The 18,380-nt window shown below is 63.9% G+C and carries 23 protein-coding genes; 9 read left to right on the forward strand and 14 right to left on the reverse strand.

Translation table 11 applies throughout. The features are described 5' to 3' along the window. The first annotated feature begins 3 nt into the window (after positions 1-3). The 6 genes from GTK01_RS17645 to rpiB all read left to right on the forward strand — a co-directional run bounded on the left by GTK01_RS17645 (position 4) and on the right by rpiB (position 5,214). Positions 4-1,092 carry an FAD-dependent oxidoreductase gene (locus GTK01_RS17645; protein WP_252928470.1) on the forward strand — a complete coding sequence of 363 codons (1,089 nt, stop codon included), beginning with the start codon at positions 4-6 and terminating at the stop codon, positions 1,090-1,092. A gap of 86 nt (positions 1,093-1,178) precedes the next feature. Continuing rightward, positions 1,179-1,931, forward strand: a complete 753-nt coding sequence (locus tag GTK01_RS17650) for a FadR/GntR family transcriptional regulator (protein ID WP_252928472.1) — start codon at positions 1,179-1,181, stop codon at positions 1,929-1,931. Between the two features lie 13 nt (positions 1,932-1,944). Continuing rightward, positions 1,945-2,937 (forward strand): TRAP transporter substrate-binding protein, encoded by a 993-nt coding sequence (locus tag GTK01_RS17655; RefSeq protein ID WP_252928474.1) that lies wholly within the window; start codon positions 1,945-1,947, stop codon positions 2,935-2,937. Between the two features lie 68 nt (positions 2,938-3,005). Continuing rightward, complete coding sequence (locus GTK01_RS17660) at positions 3,006-3,470, forward strand: TRAP transporter small permease (RefSeq protein WP_252928475.1); 465 nt, start codon at positions 3,006-3,008, stop codon at positions 3,468-3,470. 1 nt (position 3,471) lies between these two features. Beyond that, complete coding sequence (locus GTK01_RS17665) at positions 3,472-4,746, forward strand: TRAP transporter large permease (RefSeq protein ID WP_252928478.1); 1,275 nt, start codon at positions 3,472-3,474, stop codon at positions 4,744-4,746. Positions 4,747-4,767: 21 nt separating this feature from the next. Continuing rightward, positions 4,768-5,214, forward strand: a complete 447-nt coding sequence (gene rpiB / locus GTK01_RS17670; protein WP_252928479.1) for a ribose 5-phosphate isomerase B — start codon at positions 4,768-4,770, stop codon at positions 5,212-5,214. A 94-nt stretch (positions 5,215-5,308) separates the two neighbouring features. Here rpiB and GTK01_RS17675 read toward each other — a convergent pair whose 3' ends face one another. Together GTK01_RS17675 and GTK01_RS17680 are read right to left on the reverse strand one after the other, a co-directional pair. Next, positions 5,309-6,196, reverse strand: a complete 888-nt coding sequence (locus GTK01_RS17675) for a D-alanyl-D-alanine carboxypeptidase family protein (protein WP_371924389.1) — start codon at positions 6,194-6,196, stop codon at positions 5,309-5,311. 102 nt (positions 6,197-6,298) lie between these two features. Next, positions 6,299-7,432 carry a 5-methyltetrahydropteroyltriglutamate--homocysteine S-methyltransferase gene (locus GTK01_RS17680; protein ID WP_252928483.1) on the reverse strand — a complete coding sequence of 378 codons (1,134 nt, stop codon included), beginning with the start codon at positions 7,430-7,432 and terminating at the stop codon, positions 6,299-6,301. Between the two features lie 124 nt (positions 7,433-7,556). Here GTK01_RS17680 and GTK01_RS17685 point away from each other — a divergent pair, with 124 nt between their 5' ends. Next, on the forward strand, positions 7,557-8,585 hold the full coding sequence (locus tag GTK01_RS17685) for a TRAP transporter substrate-binding protein (RefSeq protein WP_252928485.1): 1,029 nt from the start codon (positions 7,557-7,559) through the stop codon (positions 8,583-8,585). Positions 8,586-8,643: 58 nt separating this feature from the next. On the opposite strand, the gene GTK01_RS17690 is transcribed toward GTK01_RS17685, so the two are convergent. The 7 genes from GTK01_RS17690 to ureC form a co-directional block, all read right to left on the reverse strand. Then, the gene (locus tag GTK01_RS17690; protein WP_252928486.1) at positions 8,644-9,414 is read right to left on the reverse strand and encodes a class II aldolase and adducin N-terminal domain-containing protein; all 771 of its coding nucleotides are present in this window, start codon (positions 9,412-9,414) and stop codon (positions 8,644-8,646) included. 63 nt (positions 9,415-9,477) lie between these two features. Continuing rightward, the gene (ureG, locus tag GTK01_RS17695) at positions 9,478-10,110 is read right to left on the reverse strand and encodes an urease accessory protein UreG (RefSeq protein WP_252928497.1); all 633 of its coding nucleotides are present in this window, start codon (positions 10,108-10,110) and stop codon (positions 9,478-9,480) included. Next, positions 10,107-10,754 carry an urease accessory protein UreF gene (locus GTK01_RS17700; protein ID WP_252928499.1) on the reverse strand — a complete coding sequence of 216 codons (648 nt, stop codon included), beginning with the start codon at positions 10,752-10,754 and terminating at the stop codon, positions 10,107-10,109. Before GTK01_RS17700 ends, ureG begins: the two co-directional genes overlap by 4 nt. Continuing rightward, the gene (locus GTK01_RS17705) at positions 10,747-11,232 is read right to left on the reverse strand and encodes an urease accessory protein UreE (protein ID WP_252928501.1); all 486 of its coding nucleotides are present in this window, start codon (positions 11,230-11,232) and stop codon (positions 10,747-10,749) included. Before GTK01_RS17705 ends, GTK01_RS17700 begins: the two co-directional genes overlap by 8 nt. Then, a complete protein-coding gene (locus tag GTK01_RS17710) occupies positions 11,229-11,837 on the reverse strand; it encodes a glutathione S-transferase family protein (RefSeq protein WP_252928502.1) in 609 nt (202 codons plus the stop codon). The genes GTK01_RS17705 and GTK01_RS17710 overlap by 4 nt, the downstream gene beginning before the upstream one ends. After that, positions 11,837-12,133 carry a putative quinol monooxygenase gene (locus GTK01_RS17715; protein WP_252928511.1) on the reverse strand — a complete coding sequence of 99 codons (297 nt, stop codon included), beginning with the start codon at positions 12,131-12,133 and terminating at the stop codon, positions 11,837-11,839. The genes GTK01_RS17710 and GTK01_RS17715 overlap by 1 nt, the downstream gene beginning before the upstream one ends. A gap of 27 nt (positions 12,134-12,160) precedes the next feature. After that, complete coding sequence (ureC, locus tag GTK01_RS17720) at positions 12,161-13,873, reverse strand: urease subunit alpha (RefSeq protein ID WP_252928513.1); 1,713 nt, start codon at positions 13,871-13,873, stop codon at positions 12,161-12,163. A gap of 214 nt (positions 13,874-14,087) precedes the next feature. Between ureC and GTK01_RS17725 the strand changes: the two genes are divergently transcribed. Continuing rightward, complete coding sequence (locus GTK01_RS17725) at positions 14,088-14,654, forward strand: hypothetical protein (protein WP_252928515.1); 567 nt, start codon at positions 14,088-14,090, stop codon at positions 14,652-14,654. Positions 14,655-14,810: 156 nt separating this feature from the next. After that, positions 14,811-15,362 (forward strand): hypothetical protein, encoded by a 552-nt coding sequence (locus GTK01_RS17730; RefSeq protein ID WP_252928518.1) that lies wholly within the window; start codon positions 14,811-14,813, stop codon positions 15,360-15,362. A 12-nt stretch (positions 15,363-15,374) separates the two neighbouring features. On the opposite strand, the gene GTK01_RS17735 is transcribed toward GTK01_RS17730, so the two are convergent. The 5 genes from GTK01_RS17735 to GTK01_RS17755 form a co-directional block, all read right to left on the reverse strand. Beyond that, positions 15,375-15,680: an urease subunit beta gene (locus GTK01_RS17735; RefSeq protein WP_252928531.1), complete on the reverse strand. Its 306-nt coding sequence runs from the start codon at positions 15,678-15,680 to the stop codon at positions 15,375-15,377. A 7-nt stretch (positions 15,681-15,687) separates the two neighbouring features. Continuing rightward, entirely contained in the window at positions 15,688-16,278 is a 591-nt protein-coding gene (locus tag GTK01_RS17740) for a HupE/UreJ family protein (RefSeq protein WP_371924391.1), read from the reverse strand. Positions 16,279-16,308: 30 nt separating this feature from the next. Continuing rightward, positions 16,309-16,611 (reverse strand): urease subunit gamma, encoded by a 303-nt coding sequence (locus GTK01_RS17745; protein ID WP_252928535.1) that lies wholly within the window; start codon positions 16,609-16,611, stop codon positions 16,309-16,311. A 10-nt stretch (positions 16,612-16,621) separates the two neighbouring features. Beyond that, positions 16,622-17,449, reverse strand: coding sequence for an urease accessory protein UreD (locus tag GTK01_RS17750; protein ID WP_252928537.1), 828 nt, complete (start codon positions 17,447-17,449; stop codon positions 16,622-16,624). A gap of 75 nt (positions 17,450-17,524) precedes the next feature. After that, entirely contained in the window at positions 17,525-18,376 is an 852-nt protein-coding gene (locus GTK01_RS17755) for an ABC transporter permease (protein WP_252928540.1), read from the reverse strand. Positions 18,377-18,380: the final 4 nt, after the last annotated feature.

An 18,380-nucleotide genomic window follows, 5' to 3' on the forward strand; every position in this document is an offset into this window, starting at 1 on the left:
ATGGTGAAACGGCAGATCGTGCTGGTCGGCGGCGGGCATACGCATCTGCAGATCGTCGAGGCGTTCGGCCGGCGACCGCTCGACGGCTGGCACGTCCTCCTCGTTTCGTCCGAGCGAACCACCGCCTATTCCGGCATGGCGCCAGGCGTCATAGCTGGCCACTATCATCCAGATGAACTCGAAATCGACCTTGAGAAGCTCTGCGCTGTGCACGCCATCCCGTTTCGCCGCGGCCGGGCCATCGGTATCGACCGACGCGCGCGGCGGGTCGAGCTGGAGGACGGCTCGGTCGTCCCATATGATCTCCTGTCGCTCGATGTCGGCAGCGTGCCTGCGACGGCCCGCATTCGGAGAGCGTGCGAACACGCGCTGCCGGTGAAGCCGATCGGCACGTTCCTTGGGCGTCTCGAGCCCGCCCTCCAGGCGCGAGCCGACCATGCCCGCGTTACGATCGTCGGCGGTGGGCCGGCAGGCGTCGAGATCGCACTCGCGCTCCACCATCGCCTCGGCGCGCGAGCCGCCTTGTCGCTCGTCGCTGCAGGCGCGATTCTGGAAAACCATCCGCCGCGTCTGGGCAACCATTTCCGCGAGTTGCTTGAACGACGACGCATTGCCTTGATCGAAAACGCGGCCGTCGATTCCGTCCGGTCCGACGCCGTCTGCCTTACGGACGGGCGAAGTCTGGCCTCCGACCTGACCCTTCTGGCGACCGGTGCCGCCCCGCCCGCCTGGCTTGCGCGGACCGGCCTCCAGCTTGCGAACGGCTTCCTCGCGGTTCGCCCAACGCTGCAATCCCTGTCCGACCCCGATATTTTCGCTGCTGGAGACTGTGCCGAGATCGCGGGTTATCCGCGGCCCAAGGCGGGCGTTTTTGCCGTGCATGCCGGGCGGCCGCTTGCGCGCAATCTGCGCGCCCGCGCTGAAGGCCGGCCGCTGCTTGCGTGGTCACCGCAGAAGAATTATCTCGCACTCCTTGCCACCGGCGCGAAACATGCAGTGGCCGTGCGCGGCCGATTCTTCGTCGCTGGCCGTTGGGTCTGGTTCCTGAAGAACTGGATCGATCGAAGCTGGGTTCGCCGCTTTACACCTTGATCCACTGAACGCGCGCCCCCTCTTGACGCGGCTTCTGGTTCGCGCCAGAAGTGGTATGACCACTGTAAGGCCACTGGGAGGACGAATTGCTTTCGGAGGGAGCGGAGGAGCTGCTCGGCACGGAAAAGGTGTTCGCGTATTTTCGCGAACAGCTACTGTCCGGCGCGCTTAACGCCGGCGACCGGCTGCTCGGCGAGCGCGAACTGGCGCTGCGCCTCGGCGTGTCGCGGCCGGTTCTGCGCGAGACGCTGCGCTCGCTTGCAATGCTCGGCTTCCTCGATATCCGCCACGGCAAGGGTGCCTATGTTCGCCATGCAGACGTGTCGGTTCTCACCGACTTCTTCACCTTTTGCCTCGCCCAACAGCCGGACATTCTCGACGATGTCATGGAGGCGCGCGTCGCGATCGAATGCCAGGCGATCCGCCTTGCCTGCGACCGCGCCAGCGCCAGCGACATCGAGCGGATCGGTGGACTGTTGCAGACGCTTCGCGAGACCCTGCATGACCCGGTGGCCGGCGCCGAGGCGGATTTCGCCTTTCACATGGCGCTGGTCGAGGCCGGCCGCAGCCCTGCTCTGATCATGCTCTACCAGTCCATCTCCGAGCTCTTGCGCCGCAGCCACGTGCAGCGCCGCCGTCAGACGACGGTCGTGCCGGACATCCGCGATTCCCTTTTCGAGGCGCACCGCGAGGTGTTCCTCTCGATCGTCGAGCGCGACGGCGATGCCGCCGACCGCCGCCTGCGCGATCACTTCGCCATCGGCGATGAGCTCCGCCGCAAGAGCTACATCGCTGAGTTCACGCAGACTGCGGCGATCAATCGAGACCAGTCCATCTAGGGAGGAAATTCAAATGTTCCATTCGCGCATCCTGAAACTGCTTGCCGCGACTGCGGTTGCCGTCGGCGTTGCTGCCGGCGCCCATGCTGCCGAACTGCGCTATGCCCATGTCGGCGCCGAAGGCGACATCCAGACCATTTTCGCCGCCGAAGCGGCTGAGGGCATTGCCGAGGCGACGGACGACGCCGTGACGGTACAGGTATACCCTGCCAGCCAGCTCGGCGGTGTCGCCGAGATGGTCGACGGTGTGCGCATGGGTTCCATTTCGATGGGCCATCATGACTTCGCTTCGCTCGCTCGCATCGTGCCCGAGGTCGCCGCATTCAACGCCCCGTTCATCTATCGCGACGGCGCGCACGCGCTCGCCGCGACCGATCCGGAAACATCGCCCGCCTTGCAGGCCATCAACGAGAAGCTGGTCGCTGAAGGCGGCGTGCGGATCATTGGCCGCATCTATCGCGGCGCGCGTCACATCTCGTCGAATTTCGAGGTCAAGTCGCCGGAGGATCTGGCTGGCAAGCCTTTCCGCGCCGTCCCGCTCGATCTGTGGGTATCGATGGTCAAGGGCTTCGGCGCAACGCCGACGCCGGTCGAGGTCGCCGAACTGCCCACCGCGCTGATGACGGGTCTCGTGGTCGGCCAGGAAAACCCGCTGACGATGATCACTGCAAACAAGCTTTATGAAGTGCAGTCGCACATCGCCATGACGGGCCATATGCAGGCCGTCCTCGCCGTCTTCGTGAATGAGGAAGTCTGGCAGGGACTGGAAGAAGAGCAGCGTCAGGCCATCACCGACGTGCTCGAGCGTGAGGCGCAGGAATCGCTCGCCCTGGCGACCGAGTCCGAGGCCCAGTTGGTCGAGGAAGTGAAGGGACACGGAATGACCGTCATCACCGAAGCCGAAGGCCTCGATCTCGAAGCCTTCCGCAGCCAGGTGCTGGAGCAGATCCGTGCCGATTTCCCGTCCTACCAGACGTATATCGAACAGATCGCAGCCGTCGAGTAAGGCAGGCTGAAGTCTTGCTTGCCGGTGGCGGCGCCGACCGCCGCCGGCCCTTCGGGAGGGTTGAGAAAATGGTCATCGTCAAGCGCGCATTGGGCGCGTTCTGCGTGCTCGTGCTTGTCGCGCTGGTCGCCGTGCCGTTCACGCAGGTCATCATGCGAGACGTGTTCGGCGCCGCAATCATCGGCGCGGAGGAGTTCACACGGTTTCTGCTGATCGTGCTGGTCTTTACCGCCTTCCCGCTGGTCGTGCTCGATCACGAGAACATCGTCATGGCCGAGTTTCTGGATGCGATGCCAACAGTGCTCCGCAAGGTGCTCACCTTTGTCATCACAGCGGTCGCAGTCATTGCAGCGGGCTTCGTCGCTTATGTCGCCTGGCAGACCATCTTCCGGAACCTCAACAACGCGACGCCGACCCTCAAGATTCCTTTTTGGCTGTTCCTCGGCGCGACCTTCTTCGGCTTCGCGGCCGCGACACTCGGCCATCTGATCGACCTGCGCCATCCGCCGCGCGAACAAACCAAGGTGCTTTGACATGGGTCTTGCAGTCATCGGCGCCTTTCTGGTCCTGTTCATCGCCGGCTTTCCGGTCGTCTATGCCATTCTCGTTCCCTCGATCGCCTATGTGCTGATCGAAGGCCTGCCCTACGGTTTGCTCGTCCAGCGTATCACCTACGCGCTCGACTCCTTTCCCCTGGTCGCCGTTCCGATCTTCATATTCGTCGGCAATCTGATGAACTCGGCCGGCATCACCGACCGCATCTTCCGCTTTGCCGACACTGCCGTCGGCCGGTTCCCGGGCGGCCTCGCACAGGTCAACATCTTTTCCAGCCTGATCTTCTCCGGCATGTCAGGTGCGGCGCTCGCCGATGTCGGCGGGCTTGGCCGTATCGAGATCGCGGCAATGAAGAAGAAGGGGTTCACGGGGCCGTTCTCGGCGGCCGTCACCGGCGCGTCCGCGGTCGTCGGGCCGATCTTTCCCCCATCGATCCCGCTGATCGTCTACGGCTCGGTCACCAGCGTCTCGATCGTTCAGCTTCTTCTTGCAGGCATTGTGCCGGCGCTGATCTGCGTCGCGCTTCTGATGCTGACGACCGTGTTCCTGTCCTACCGCTACAACCTGCCCCGCGCCGAGCGCTGGCCGACCTTGCGAGAACTGGGGGGCGATCTGCTGCCGGCGCTTCCGGCACTGCTGGCCCCGGTTCTGATGATCGCCGGAATGCTGCTCGGACTGTTCACCCCGACCGAAGCTGCTGCGGTGACAGTTGTTTACGTTCTCGCGATCAGTGCGATTTTCTATCGCGACCTTACCCTCGAACACCTTTGGCAGGCCCTGATTCTGACCGTCAAGAGCACGAGCGCGATCCTGATAATCGTTGCGGTCGCAGCCCTGTTCGGTTGGATCCTCGCCGTGGAGCAAATACCGCAGGATTTCGCGCGTTGGATCCTTCAGTTCTCGACCAATCCGATCGTGCTTCTGATCATCGTGAACCTGATCTTTTTCATTGCCGGCATGTTCCTTGATTCAACGACCGCGACCTTGCTTGTAGTTCCGGTCATCGCGCCGCCGATGATACTGGCAGGCATCGATCCGGTTCACCTCGGCATCATCACCATCTTCAATCTGATGTTCGGCCTGCTCACGCCGCCCATGGGGCTGTCGTTGTTCCTGTTGTCGAGCATTGCCAACGTCTCGCTCAGGCAGTTGCTGCGTGCATTGGTGCCCTTCTACGTGCCGCTTCTTGCCACGCTCGTCATCATCACCTTCTGGGAAGGCCTCGTCCTGTGGCTTCCCTCGATGCTTCGCTAAGATCAAAGAACTGGAGTCCAAATGCGCATCGTAATCGGTTCTGACCATGCCGGCTTCCCATTGAAGTCCACCATCGTCGAATATGTGAAATCCCTCGGTCACGAGGTCGAGGACGTCGGATCGTTCGATCCCAACCCGGTGGACTTCCCCGACATCGCCCGCCAGGTCACCGACAAGATCACCGCCGGTGAAGCCGAGCGCGGGTTGATGGTCTGCGGCACCGGCGTCGGCGCCTCGATTGCCGCCAACAAGGTCAAGGGCATCCGCGCTGCCGTCTGCCACGATGTCCATTCTGCGCATCAGTCGGTCGAGCATGACGACGTCAATGTCATGTGCATCGGTGCGCAGATCGTCGGGCCCTGGCTCGCCAAGGATCTGGTCGAATCCTACCTCAAGGCCGAATTCTCGACCGACGAGGACTTTCGCCGTCGTGTCGCCAAGCTTGCCGACATGGACGCCGGCCGCTGAAGGCAGATCGAGCGCCATCGATGCGGTGACGCTCCGATGCGGCGGCGCGAATTGGGGCCGCGCCGCCGCATCGTGCGTTTGAGGCCTCGAAAGCTCAGCGCATCGGCGCGAGCAGCGCCTGCTGCGGCACCGGGCGCGGTGCGGCAGTGGCCGTCACGGATCCGGCCATCGGCATGTACTGCTCGATGAGCTGTTCCATGTGCGAGTTGCGGCTCTTGGCCGTCTCGCCGCCCATCACCACCGCCACCAGTCTGCGCCCCCCGCGCTCCACCGAGGTCGCAAGGTTGAAGCCCGAAGCGCGGATATAGCCCGTCTTCAGCCCATCGACGCCCGCCACGCGGCCAAGCAGGTCGTTGTGCCCGCGAATGGTCTTGCCGGCATAGCTGAATTCGCGATTGGCGAAATAGTGGTAGTGGTGCGCAAAGCGCTTGTTGAGCGCGATCGACAGCAACGCCATATCGCGCGCCGTCGTCTGCTGACCGGCATCGGGCAGGCCCGACGCGTTTCGGAACGTGGTCGAACTCATGCCCATCTGTCGTGCGCGCTGTGTCATCATCGCCGCGAAATTGGATTCGGTCCCGCCGAGAAACTCGGCCGTCGCCACCGCCACGTCGTTCGCCGAGCGAATGATCAGCGCGCGGATCGCAGTGTCGACGTCGATCGTCTCGCCCTTGCGAAAGCCGATCTTGGTTGGCACCTGCCCGCGAGCATGGTCGGAGACGGGAATGAGCGTCTGCTTGTCGATACGCCCTGAATCCAGCGCCTCGAACATCATGAAGATGGTCATCATCTTCGTCAGCGAGGCAGGATAGCGCAACTGGTCGGCGTGGACGGAGTAGAGGGCACGGCCTGAACCGACGTCGACCACGATGGCCGCGTATTTCTCCGACGGAATCGGCGGCGGCGGTTCGGGCAGAACCGAGGTCGAGCATGCGGACGCAAGCACCGCAAGCGCGAGGAGCGCCGCAACGGGCGACCCCAACGCACGCCTCAAAAACCCGCCCATCCGCAAAGCTCCCGCAAAACCATGTCCCCGTACCATCGTTCTGCACGAGGCATGGTTAAGCGGCAATGAAGAACGACGTTACTTCGCGACCCCGCCCCAGATCGCCTCGGCTGTCTTGACGACGAGGTCGAGCTTGCGGCGCTGGTTGTCGAACGAGATGGAATTGCCTTCTTCGGTGGAGGCAAAGCCGCATTGCGGCGCGATGCCGAGCTGTTCGAGATCGGCATATTTCGCCGCCTCGTCGAACTTGCGCTTCAGTTCGTCGAGCGTCTCCATCTCCCCGGTCTTGGTGGTGATGAAGCCCGGCAGCACGCGCTTGCGTCCCTTCGGCAGAAGGCGCAGCGGCTCGAGCCCGCCGGCGCGCTCGCTGTCATATTCCATGAAGTAGATGTCGACGCCGGTCTGGTTGAAGACCGCGTCCGCCGCCGGGTCGTATGCGCCTTCAGCCGCGTGGGTGGAGCGGAAGTTGCCCCGGCACATATGCATGCCGATGACCATGTCGTCCGGCCGGTCCTTGATCGCGTCGTGCATCATCTTCGCATATTGCTCGATCAGCCAATCGGGATCGGTGCCCTGTTCCTTCTGCGCCGCCCGGTGCTTCGGGTCGCACAGATAGGCGAAGAAGATGTCGTCCATCTGCAGATAGCGGCAGCCGGCATCGTAGAACGCATTCACCGCCTTGGCATAGGTCTTCGACAGGTCCGCGAAGAGCGCTTCGGGATCGTCGCGATATTCCTTGGGGTGGATGTCGTCCTTGGCCGTGCGGAAATGGCAGCAGCTCGGACCGGGGATCGAGATCTTCGGCATCACCTTCGTCTTTGAGGCGACGTAGCGAAAATGGTCGAGCATCGGGTGATCGTCGGGAAAGTCGAGCTTGCCGGTGATCGTCGGGAAGACCGGCCGCAGCTTGACGCCGGCGAAGGCGACGCCCTTTTCGGGCGCACGCTCTTCCATGTCGAAGCCGTCGAGCCCGCCCATGAAATCATAGTGCCAGAAGGAGCGGCGGATTTCGCCGTCGGTGACGGTCGGCAGGCCGGCCTCCTCCTGCATGCGGATCGCCTCGTCGATCGCAGCGTTCTCGATCTCCTCGAGTTCCTCGGCGGCGATCGCCTTGTCCTCGTAGAACCGCTTGCGCGCATCCTTGACCGATTGGGGCCTCAAGAGGCTCCCGACATGGTCGGCGCGGAAGGGCGGTTTGGCTGTCGCGGTCATAGCAGTCCTCTAAACAAAAATCCTGGCGCGTGTGGCTACCATGCGAAAGTGGCGTCGGCCAGCGGCTTCCAAGCCGGAAAGTTCTATCGTATAACAATCATAGGACATGTTTAGGGAGGAACCCATGTTTAGCTTGAAAGCCTTGACTGCCGGCTTTGTCGCCGTTGCAGCTTTCACCAGCGTCGCCGGCGCGCAGGAAATCACGCTCCGCCTTCACCAGATGCTGCCGCCGCAGGCCACCATTCCGGCCGAGGCGCTGAAGCCCTGGGGCGCCAAGGTTATGGAAGAATCCGGCGGTCGCCTGAAGATCGAGCAGTATGACGCGATGGCGCTCGGTGGCACCCCGCCGCAACTCGTAGATCAGGTCGCCGACGGTGTGGTCGACATGATCTGGACGGTCATCGGCTACACGCCGGGCCGCTACCCGACAACGGAAGCCTTCGAGCTGCCTTTCATGGTGACGACGGGCGAGGCGACCTCGAAGGCCTTCCATGAATATTGCGAAAAATACTGCATGGAAGAGTTTGCGGGCATGAAGGTCATCGCCTTCCACACCCACGGCCCGGGCCTCATCCATTCGAAAAACCCGATCGAGAAGCTGGAGGACATGCAGGGCGTCAAGATCCGCGGAGGCTCGCGCACGATCAACCAGATGCTCGAAGCGCTGGGTTCGACGCCGGTCGGAATGCCCGTCCCGGCCGTCTCCGAGGCGCTGTCGAAGGGCGTGATCGGCGCGACGACCATTCCTTGGGAAGTGACACCATCGCTGCGCGTTTCCGAACTCGTCAAGAACCACACCGGCTTCACCGGCGACGAGGGCCTCTACACGCAGACCTTCGTCTTCGCGATGAACCAGGCGTCCTACGACGCGCTGCCCGACGACATGAAGGCCGTGATCGACGCCAATTCCGGTATCGAGGCCGCCGCCATGTTCGGCCGCGTGATGGATTCGGGCGATGCGCGGGGCCTGAAGATCGCGCAGGATCTTGGCAACAACATCATCACCCTCGACGAGGCCGAAACCCAGCGCTGGAAGGATACTGCCGCGCCGCTGATCGACGCCTGGATCGAGGAGATGAATGGCAAGGGCATGGACGCCAACGCCATGGTCGAAGACGCCCGCGCGATGATCGCCAAGCATCTCGGCTCCTGATAGCCGACATTGAAAAAGCCGGCCGCGAATGATCGCGGCCGGCTTTTCGATTCTTAGACTAGTTGCGGAAGTTGGAGCCTTCCTCGTCCAGGATCGCCTTCAATTCGTCGAGATGGCGCTTGGCGGATGCCACCGGATAATTGTCCATCTGCGTCGCCACGCGCTCGGCGATCTCGTCGGAGAGGTGGCGGATCGGCTGGCCGGTCCACAGCGCCTTGATGTAAGTCTCGCAAGCGCGCTCGAAATAGTAGAGCCGGTCGAACGTGTCACCCACCGTCTCGCCGATGATCATCACGCCGTGGTTCCCCATCACCATCACCTTGGCCTTCGGATCGGCGAACAGGCGGGAACAGCGTTCGCCCTCTTCCTCGAAGGCGAGCCCGCCATAATGTGCGTCGACCACCTGCCGGCCGTGAAACATCGCCGAGTTCTGGTCGATCGCCGGCAGCAGCGAATTCTCCAGCGAGGCGAGCACGGTCGCATGAACGGAATGGACATGCATGACGCAGCGCGCGTGCGGCACGTTGCGGTGGATCGCTCCGTGCAGGCCCCACGCGGTCGGGTCGGGTGCATCGGGCCGCTTCATCGTGTCGGGATCATTGGCGTCGATCAACAGCAGATCGCTCGCCTTGATGCGCGAGAAATGCATCAGGTTCGGATTGATCAGGATCTGCGTCCCGCCCTCGTCGACGGCGAGCGAGAAATGGTTCGCGACCGCCTCATGCATGTTCAGCCGCGCCGTCCAGCGGAAGGCGGCGGCAAGGTCGCAGCGCTCCTCGTAGAAGGGCAGGTTCGGGCGGCGCGTGTCGGCCAGTTGGGTGACGCTCATCGGGCGCTCTCCTGATCGGCAAATCTGGCCCAGCATGTCGCGCCCGGCCGGCCGGCGCAACCCTCAGCTTGCCTGGCGCAATTGATCCAATCCGCCATGCTCGACGAGGAAGTCGACGATTTCGGCGACACCCTTGCCGCGCGACAGGTCGGTGAAGGCGAAGGGCTTTCCCGCGCGCGCCTTCTTCGCGTCGCGCTCCATCTGGTCGAGATCGACGTTCACGTAAGGCGCGAGATCAGCCTTGTTGACCACCAGAAAGTCCGAGCGCGTGATGCCGGGCCCGCCCTTGCGCGGAATGTCGCCGCCCTGGCAGACCGAAATGACGTAAAGCGTCAGATCGGCGAGGTCGGGCGAAAAGGTCGCTGCCAGATTGTCGCCCCCCGATTCGATGAAGACGATGTCGAGACCGGGAATGCGCGCGGTGAGCTGGTCGATCGCCTGCAGGTTGATCGATGCGTCCTCGCGGATGGCGGTGTGCGGGCACCCGCCCGTCTCCACCCCGAGGATGCGGTCTTCCGAAAGCGCCTGCAGGCGCACCAGAGCCATCGCGTCTTCCTTGGTGTAGATGTCGTTGGTCACGACCGCGACGGAATAGCGCTCGCGCATCGCCTTGCACAGCTTTTCGGTCAGCGTCGTCTTGCCAGAGCCGACCGGCCCGCCGATGCCGACTCGCAAGGGTCCGTTGGAAGAAGTCATGAGCGGAACAGCCTCGAATATTGGGTTTCGTGGTTCATGGCGGCGATTTCGGCGATAAAGGCCGCGCCGCCGAGATCGTCGATGGTGGAGCCGGCCGCCAGCGCAGCGATGTCGAGGATCGTCGTCTCCATCTCGCGCAAGAGGGCCACGCCGCGCTCCTGGCCGAGAAGAGAGAGGCGGATTCCGGCCTGAATCTGGTTCGAGACAAAGGCCTGCAGATAGGCCGCGATCGCCTGATCGAGCGCAAGTCCGTTGAATCCTGCCGAAGCGCCGAAGAAGACGGGGTAGGGAGCTTTTGCCGGCAGCGCGAGCCCTTCGGTCCATCCGGCGACCGCCTTCGCAAAGGCCTGCCCCTGCGCCATCGTCTCCAGATGCCGTTCCGCCGAACCTGCCATCGCCTCGCCGAGTTCGGCAAGGTCACCGAGCTCGCAGCCGTCGCGCCCGCGCCGCCAGGCCTCGGCCACCAGCACCGCGTCGTTCCACCCGGTGCCATGCCGCATCAGCCCGTCGAGCCATGCGCCGAAATCATCGACATGGCCGTCCGCCACCGCCCGCTCCAGCCCATGGCTGTAGCTGAACGAGCCGACCGGAAAGGCCGGCGACAGCCACGCCATCAGCCGCAGCGCGTGAAGCGGCTCAGCCATCGTCGTGGCTGTGCGAATGATGATGGTCGTGCCCGTGGGCCTTGCCGGAATAGGCGCCGCGCACCGGCTCGAACCCGGCCCGCACGTGGCGAACGCCCGCTCCCAACCCCTCCAGCATCGTCTCGATCACGTGGTCGCGCAGGATGAGGATGCGGTCCTCGTCGATCTGCGCTGCGAGATGTCGGTTGCCGATATGCCAGGCGAGTTCGACGAGATGAAGCCGGTCCCGCGGGCGGATTTCGATGAGGTCTTCCTCAGCGGCCGCAACCTGCGCCAGCGCACCATTGTCGAGAAGCAGGCTGTCGCCGGCATGGAGCGCAACGGGCTGGGGAAGGTCGACCAGCACGCGCGCGCCATTGTCGAGGATCAGCAGTTTGCGGCGCAGGTGCCGCTCGTCATGGGCAAGCGTGACCGTGCCGGCGATCTTGCGGTCGCCGCGCGCGTTCGTCTCCACCACGCTGTTTGCGCGAAACATCATGCGGCGGAAGCCTCCTTCTCGCGCTCCTTGGCGCGCGCGAGCGCCGGCCTCGCGAGGACCCGGTCGAAATAGGCGTTGATCCGGTCCGAACCGATTTCGAACTTCGCCCCGCGCGCCCATTGCCCGCAATGGCCGAGGATCACGTCGGCGGCGGTGAAGCGGTCGCCCGTCGCGAACGCGCGGTCGCCGAGACGCTTCTCGAAATTGCCGATCTCCTGCGCGAATTCCGCCTTGCACCAGGGGCCGACTTCGGCGCGCTGATCGTCGGGCAGGCGGAAGGCGTGTTTCAGCCTGTTCCACAGCGGAGCTTCGAGTTCGGCCTGGGCGAAAAACATCCAGGAGGCGATTTCGGCCCGTTCAGCCGGCGTCGTGCCGCCCATGCCTTGCTGTGCGTGCTTGTCGGCGAGGTAGAAGACGATCGCGGCGGAATCCGTGACGACCACGTCGCCATCGGCCAGCGCCGGCATCTTCCCGCTCGGATTGTAGCGAAGCATCGTCTCCGTGTGCATCTTCGCCTTGATGACTTCGTAGGACTGGCCGAGTTCTTCAAGCATCCAGGTGACCCGCGTCAGCCGCGAGCCGGGTGATCCGACGGCCTGGTACATCAGTGGTTCTCCACCTTTTCGGGATGGACGATCTCGATCCTGCGCTCGACCAGGTACGGCGCACTCGCCTCCCGCCAGGCGGCGACATGGGCGGACTTCGAATGCGCCGTCAGCGCTTCGCGCGTCTCCCATTTCTCCACGAACACAAGCCGCTCAGGGTTCGCTATGTCCAGGTGAAGGTCGTAGGCCATGCACCCATCCTCATTCAAAGTTGCCTCGCGGCAGATGCGCGCCGGTTCGCGCAGATGCTCGAGCGTGTCGGGCTTGATGGTGAGCGTGGCGAAAACGTAGATCATGATACCTCCCGTGGGTGCCGGGGCACGCTAGAACAGAAAGTAGCGTTGCGCCATCGGCAGCACGGTCGCCGGCTCGCAGGTCAGGAGTTCTCCATCGGCGCGCACTTCGTAGGTCTCCGGATCGACGTCGATATGCGGCGTCGCGTCGTTGAGGATCATCGAGCGCTTGCCGATCCCCCCGCGCGTATTCTCGACCGCGACCATCGATTTCTCGACGCCGAGGCGATCCTTGAGTCCATAGTCGAGCGCGGCCCTCGAGACGAAGGTGACGGAGGAATTGGTGATCGCCTTGCCGAAGGCGCCGAACATCGGCCGGTAGTGCACCGGCTGCGGCGTCGGGATCGAGGCGTTCGGGTCGCCCATCGGCGCCGCTGCGATCGTCCCGCCGACGAGCACCATGTCCGGCTTCACGCCGAAGAAGGCCGGGTTCCAGAGAACCAGGTCCGCGCGCTTGCCGACCTCGACCGAACCGATCTCCTTCGACAGTCCGTGCGCGATGGCCGGGTTGATCGTGTATTTCGCGATGTAGCGGCGCACGCGGAAATTGTCGTTGTCTCCCGCCTCCTCCTTCAGCCGCCCGCGCTGGCGCTTCATCTTGTCGGCCGTCTGCCAGGTGCGGATCGGCACTTCACCGACGCGGCCCATGGCTTGGCTGTCAGATGAGATGATCGAGAACGCGCCCATGTCGTGCAGGATGTCCTCGGCCGCGATGGTCTCCTTGCGGATGCGGCTTTCGGCGAAGGCGACGTCCTCGGGAATCGACGGCGACAGGTGATGGCACACCATCAGCATGTCGAGATGCTCGGCGATCGTGTTCACCGTATAGGGCCGCGTGGGATTGGTGGAGGAAGGGATGAAATTGTCGAACCCGCACACCTTGATGATGTCCGGTGCATGGCCGCCGCCTGCCCCTTCGGTGTGGAAAGCGTGGATCGTCCGTCCTTTGATCGCGTCGATCGTGTTCTCCACGAACCCGCTTTCGTTCAGCGTGTCCGTGTGGATCATGATCTGGATGTCGTGATCGTCCGCGACGGTCAGGCAGCAGTCGATCGCCGCCGGGGTCGTACCCCAGTCTTCGTGCAGCTTGAGCGCGCAGGCGCCGCCAAGCACCATCTCCTCAAGCGCCTTCGGCCGCGAGGCGTTGCCCTTGCCCGAGAGGCCGATATTCATCGGAAACGCGTCGAAGGACTGGATCATCCGCGCCATGTGCCAAGGCCCGGGCGTGCAGGTGGTGGCGAGCGTGCCGTGCGCCGGCCCGGTGCCGCCGCCCAGCATAGTCGTCATGCCGGCCGTCAGGGCCTCGTCGATCTGCTGCGGGCAGATGAAATGGATATGTGCGTCGAAACCGCCAGCGGTGAGGATCTTGCCTTCGCCTGCAATGGCCTCGGTGCCCGGACCGACGATGATCGTCACCCCGTCTTGCGTATCGGGATTGCCGGCCTTGCCGATCGAATGGATGCGCCCGTCCTTCAGCCCGATATCGGCCTTGAAGATGCCGGTATGGTCGACGACGAGCACATTCGTGATGACGGTGTCGACAGCGCCTTCGCTACGCGCGGCCTGACTTTGCCCCATGCCGTCGCGGATCACCTTGCCGCCGCCGAACTTCACCTCCTCGCCGTAAACGGTAAAGTCGCGCTCAACCTCCACGAACAGTTCCGTGTCGGCCAGCCGAACCTTGTCGCCGGTGGTTGGTCCGAACATGCGGGCATAGGCAGCACGGGAGAGGCGGCTAGGCATGGAAGGCTCCTGCAGATTCAATGATGCCAAGGGCTTGGGGCTGGCTCGACACGCTCGCGCCACATTGCACAACGTGCTGCCACGAAATCACCAGCGAATGACCCCGATCCGCCTGCAACCGGTCGCCTGGTTCGACATTTCCCTTCCAGCCGCTTCCAAGCGGTGATCGTGAGCAAGGGACAGATTTCAAATCGAACCAAAGAGGACTTTCACGATGAAACGGATTATTGGACTGACGACCGCCGCCCTGATGGGCGCATCCATGATGGTTGCCCCCGCGCTCGCCCAGACGGGGGTCGGCGGTGGAGTGACCGGCGGCGTCAACGCCGAGACGGGCGTGACCGGAGGCGTCAACGGTGGTGCGGGCGTCGATACGGATGTCGAGGCGGGCGCGAGCGGCAGTGCCGGCACGGATACGACCACGGGCACGATGACCGACACCGAAACCGATGCCGGCACGACCGCCGCAATCGGTTCGCAAGCCACCTTTGACAGTGCATTGTCGGCGATCGAAAGCAACGCGTCCAGCACGACGGCCATCGAAGCGATGTCCGAGGTGGGCAGCGTCGAGGTGATCAAGATCGGCGAACTCGAAGGTGCCGACATGTCGGCCCTCGCGACGGCCAAGACCGAGAGCGAGGCGGAGATCACCGAGCTTCAGGCCGCGCTCGAGGCCAATACGGCCGTAACCACCGCGCTCGAGGCCGAGGACGTCGCCGCCGACGATGTGGTCGCGACCGAAATGGGCGCCGACGGCGGACTGATCGTCTATGTCGAGTAACGTGTTTTTCGAGTAGCGACAAAGCGGCGCGGGCTTGGACCCGCGCCGTTTTTTTATGTTAGGGAGAACGTGCTTCGCAGTTGCGGCACGGGTGGCCGTCCACCAGATCCCCGCGATAGAACCATGGCGAAAAGCTCGACCGAAGGACCCATTGAAATGGCTCAGACCAAGTTCCGCAATCGCACGCCCCTGGCGGTCATCCTGGCCGGCGCGCTGGCGATTGGTGCCCACCCGGCCTTGGCGCAGGGCCTCGACAGCGAAGGGGCCATCGACACCATCGTGGGCAGCGACGTGAAGACCGAGGAGAAGAGTGCCGTCGACGAGAGCGAGCGCGTCATCGCCGCGATCGAGGCGACGATGGACAATGCGCGCATCGTCCGCCGCGCCTTCAACATCGACGAGGTCGAAATCGTCTTCCTGCCCGAAGTCGGAGAGGGAGATAGCGGCATCACGGAAAAGCGGGAGGAATTCGCCGACCAGATCGTCGAACTGCAACAGTCCATCGAAGGCAGCGCCATCTTCTTTCATGCGGTGGATTCCCGCCAGATCCTGGTGCGCGACATCGTCGCCATCGAATTTGCCAACGAGAACCGCGCGGCGACGATTTTTGTCGCAGGCGCAGCACCGGCTGGCGCTACGCCCGAGACGACTGCGGACGAGACGACTGCGGACGAAGAAGAGCCCGCGGACGCCGACGCGACGGACTGAAGCCATGGGCATCTAGAGCGCGCCCATGATCTTTTGCTGGAACCCGAAGATGCGGCGGGCTCCGCCGATAGGCACCAGCGTCACATCGCGTTCCTGACCAGGTTCAAAACGTACGGCGGTGCCGGCTGCGATGTCGAGCCGCATGCCGCGCGCGGCTTCGCGATCGAACGCCAAGCCTTCGTTGACCTCGAAGAAATGGTAATGGCTGCCGACCTGGATCGGCCGGTCGCCAGTGTTCGCAACCTTGACGCGGACTGCGGCCTTGCCCGAATTGAGCTCGATCTCGCCCGCTGCTGGGATGATTTCTCCGGGGATCATCGCGCCGTCATCCCGCGACCATCAGCCAGACGCCCGCGAGCGCGGTTGCCCCACCCGCCATGCGGCTGATCGACCGGCCCGCCTTGCTGCCGGAAGCGCGACCCAGCCCCAGGCCGGCAGCGACGCCGGCGGCGTGTAGCAGGGCTGTGGCGAGCGCAAAGCCGAAGGCGTAGCCGATGGCCGCCGCTTCGCCGATCTCGCCGCCATGCGCATGGCCGTGGAAGAGTGCAAAAAAGCCGACGATCGCCATGCCGAGCGGCACGGGGACCGGAACGGCGAACGCGACAAGGATGCCGATGGCAACGACCGATGCGAGGATCGTCGGCTCGACGAAAAGCAGCGGCATGCCGACCATGGCGGCAAGGAAGCCGATCCCCATGACGGCAACAAACGATGCCGGAACGGCCCAGATCGCCCGACCGCCCAGCATCGCGGCCCACAGACCGACGGCGGCCATCGCCAGCACGTGATCGGTGCCGAACAGCGGATGTGTGAAACCGGCCATGAACGAGCCGTGATCGGCCGGGTCGAGATGCGCGAAGGCGGGCGTGGCGCTTGCTGCCAGCATTGCAAGCGCAGGGGTCAGAAGTCGTCTCAATCGCATCGTTTCAATGCTCCTTCGCAAAATTTAGCGGATCGGCTCGTGGACGGTCACGAGCTTGGTCCCGTCGGGAAAGGTGGCCTCCACCTGTACGTCGTGGATCATCTCGGCAATACCGTCCATGACCTGGTCGCGGCCGATCACATGCGCGCCCGCTTCCATCAGGTCGGCAACCGAGCGCCCGTCGCGTGCGCCTTCGACAACGAAGTCGGTGATGAGCGCGATGGCCTCGGGATGGTTGAGCTTGACCCCGCGCTCGAGCCGCTTTCGGGCCACGATCGCCGCCATGGCGATCAAGAGCTTGTCCTTTTCCCGAGGCGTCAAATTCATTGCGTCACTCTCAGCTTGTCCAAATTTTGGGCAGTCCTGCCTGTCCGTTGAGCAGGCCAACTAGGGGGATCAGCTGCGCCCGCAGGGCGTAGCCGTCCGTTGCGACAAGTCTGGCAAGAAGCTTGCCAGTCGGACCGATGCGCCAGAAACTCGCTCCGCCGTTCGTTCCGATGATCGCGCGCGCCGGTTCGAGCAGTCCTTCGGCCCCATCGCCGGTCATCAGCAGCGTGGCCACGGCTCGCCCCCCGCTCGCAACCACCGGGCTGCCGAGTTGTCCCGCGATGTCTGGTCCGATACGAAAGTCCTCGGCATGGATCAGCCTGCCGTCGACGCGTACCCGCCAGCGATCGTGGAACAGCGCCTCTCCAACGACTTCGCCCATCGCCCGACGGCCGAAAATCGTTGCCTCCAGAAGAAGCGCCTCGCTGCCCTCGGCCAGTTCTATATCGAGACGGCGCCGAAGCGCCGAGCGGTCAAACAGGATCGTTTCCTGCGGCAGCCAGGCGATCCGCGCCCGCGTTCCGGCCGTGATCGAAACGGCGACACCCGCATGTCCGCTGCCGGCACGGTAGATCTTTTCGCAAGCCTGCGTCGTCAGGGTCAGGCGGGTTTCCGGCGCTGCCTCGACGGTCCAGGCGACCCGGTCGCCGCCGGTCAGCCCGCCGGCCGTATTGATCAGCACCGCTTCCAGCGCCTCACTTTCGGGCGCGGGAAAGCGGATTTTCGCCGCGCCTTCCTGGAAGAGGCGGTCGAGCCGTGTCTTGCCTGCCGAATATTTCACCGAAAGCCGCCCGGTCGCGCGCACGCGCTGCAGGATCGGCTGGCCAGTGCGGATCATGTTCAAGTCATGTGCCTCGGTGAAGATCGCTGTTCGCCGCGAGCGGAGCAACCCGCATGCCAATCCCCGCGATCGTCAGTGCGGCGACATGCCCCGCATCCGCTCCGACCTGCGGCGCAGCAGCTCGATCGTCGTCAGGAGCGCGATCGAGAAGAGCACCAGCACGGTGGCGACCGCAAGAATCGTCGGGCTGATCTGCTCGCGTATGCCCGACCACATCTCGCGGGGGATGGTGCGCTGCTCGACGCCGGCGAGGAAGAGGACGATGACGATCTCGTCGAAGGAGGTGATGAAGGCGAAGAGTGCGCCGGAGATCACGCCGGGCAGGATCAGCGGCATGGTGATCTTGCGGAACGCCGTCGCCGGCGAGGCGCCAAGGCCGGCTGCCGCACGCGTCAGCGAATGGTCGAAGCCCACCAGCGTCGCCGTCACGGTGATGATGACGAAGGGCGTGCCGAGCGCGGCGTGGGCCATGATCACCCCCGGGAGTGTTCCCGCGAGACCGATGCTCGAATAGAAGAAGAACATGCCGGCGGCCGAGATGATGAGCGGCACGATCATCGGCGAGATCAACAGCCCCATGATCAGGCCCCGGAACGGCATCTCGCGGCGCGACAGGCCGAGCGCGGCGAGCGTTCCGAGCACAGTCGCGATCAGCGTTGCGAACACGCCGATTATCAGCGAGTTGCGGATCGAGTTCATCCACGCTGTCGAGTTCCAGAATTCCTGGTACCAGCGCAACGAATAGCCGTCCGGATCGAACGTCAGCATCTCGCGCGTATAGGTGAAATAGGGCTGCACGTTGAAGGATAGCGGAATGATTACCAGGATCGGTGCGATCAAAAAGAAGAGTACCAGTCCGCAGAAGATGCGGAACGCATAGTACCAGGTGCGTTCGAGCGGGCCGGCATAGGTGGGAAGCGCCATGGTC

The organism is Aliihoeflea sp. 40Bstr573 (assembly GCF_024105655.1).
In the GTDB taxonomy this organism is placed as follows: Bacteria; Pseudomonadota; Alphaproteobacteria; order Rhizobiales; family Rhizobiaceae; genus Aliihoeflea.

Bases quoted from the DNA above. Each gene is read 5' to 3' on its own strand.
- GTK01_RS17655 (WP_252928474.1), top strand. From the start codon at position 1,945: ATGTTCCATTCGCGCATCCTGAAACTGCTTGCCGCGACTGCGGTTGCC.
- GTK01_RS17660 (WP_252928475.1), top strand. From the start codon at position 3,006: ATGGTCATCGTCAAGCGCGCATTGGGCGCGTTCTGCGTGCTCGTGCTT.
- GTK01_RS17665 (WP_252928478.1), top strand. From the start codon at position 3,472: ATGGGTCTTGCAGTCATCGGCGCCTTTCTGGTCCTGTTCATCGCCGGC.
- rpiB (WP_252928479.1), top strand. From the start codon at position 4,768: ATGCGCATCGTAATCGGTTCTGACCATGCCGGCTTCCCATTGAAGTCC.
- GTK01_RS17680 (WP_252928483.1), bottom strand. From the start codon at position 7,432: ATGACCGCGACAGCCAAACCGCCCTTCCGCGCCGACCATGTCGGGAGC.
- GTK01_RS17685 (WP_252928485.1), top strand. From the start codon at position 7,557: ATGTTTAGCTTGAAAGCCTTGACTGCCGGCTTTGTCGCCGTTGCAGCT.
- GTK01_RS17690 (WP_252928486.1), bottom strand. From the start codon at position 9,414: ATGAGCGTCACCCAACTGGCCGACACGCGCCGCCCGAACCTGCCCTTC.
- ureG (WP_252928497.1), bottom strand. From the start codon at position 10,110: ATGACTTCTTCCAACGGACCCTTGCGAGTCGGCATCGGCGGGCCGGTC.
- GTK01_RS17700 (WP_252928499.1), bottom strand. From the start codon at position 10,754: ATGGCTGAGCCGCTTCACGCGCTGCGGCTGATGGCGTGGCTGTCGCCG.
- GTK01_RS17705 (WP_252928501.1), bottom strand. From the start codon at position 11,232: ATGATGTTTCGCGCAAACAGCGTGGTGGAGACGAACGCGCGCGGCGAC.
- GTK01_RS17710 (WP_252928502.1), bottom strand. From the start codon at position 11,837: ATGTACCAGGCCGTCGGATCACCCGGCTCGCGGCTGACGCGGGTCACC.
- GTK01_RS17715 (WP_252928511.1), bottom strand. From the start codon at position 12,133: ATGATCTACGTTTTCGCCACGCTCACCATCAAGCCCGACACGCTCGAG.
- ureC (WP_252928513.1), bottom strand. From the start codon at position 13,873: ATGCCTAGCCGCCTCTCCCGTGCTGCCTATGCCCGCATGTTCGGACCA.
- GTK01_RS17725 (WP_252928515.1), top strand. From the start codon at position 14,088: ATGAAACGGATTATTGGACTGACGACCGCCGCCCTGATGGGCGCATCC.
- GTK01_RS17730 (WP_252928518.1), top strand. From the start codon at position 14,811: ATGGCTCAGACCAAGTTCCGCAATCGCACGCCCCTGGCGGTCATCCTG.
- GTK01_RS17735 (WP_252928531.1), bottom strand. From the start codon at position 15,680: ATGATCCCCGGAGAAATCATCCCAGCAGCGGGCGAGATCGAGCTCAAT.
- GTK01_RS17745 (WP_252928535.1), bottom strand. From the start codon at position 16,611: ATGAATTTGACGCCTCGGGAAAAGGACAAGCTCTTGATCGCCATGGCG.
- GTK01_RS17750 (WP_252928537.1), bottom strand. From the start codon at position 17,449: ATGATCCGCACTGGCCAGCCGATCCTGCAGCGCGTGCGCGCGACCGGG.
- GTK01_RS17755 (WP_252928540.1), bottom strand. From the start codon at position 18,376: ATGGCGCTTCCCACCTATGCCGGCCCGCTCGAACGCACCTGGTACTAT.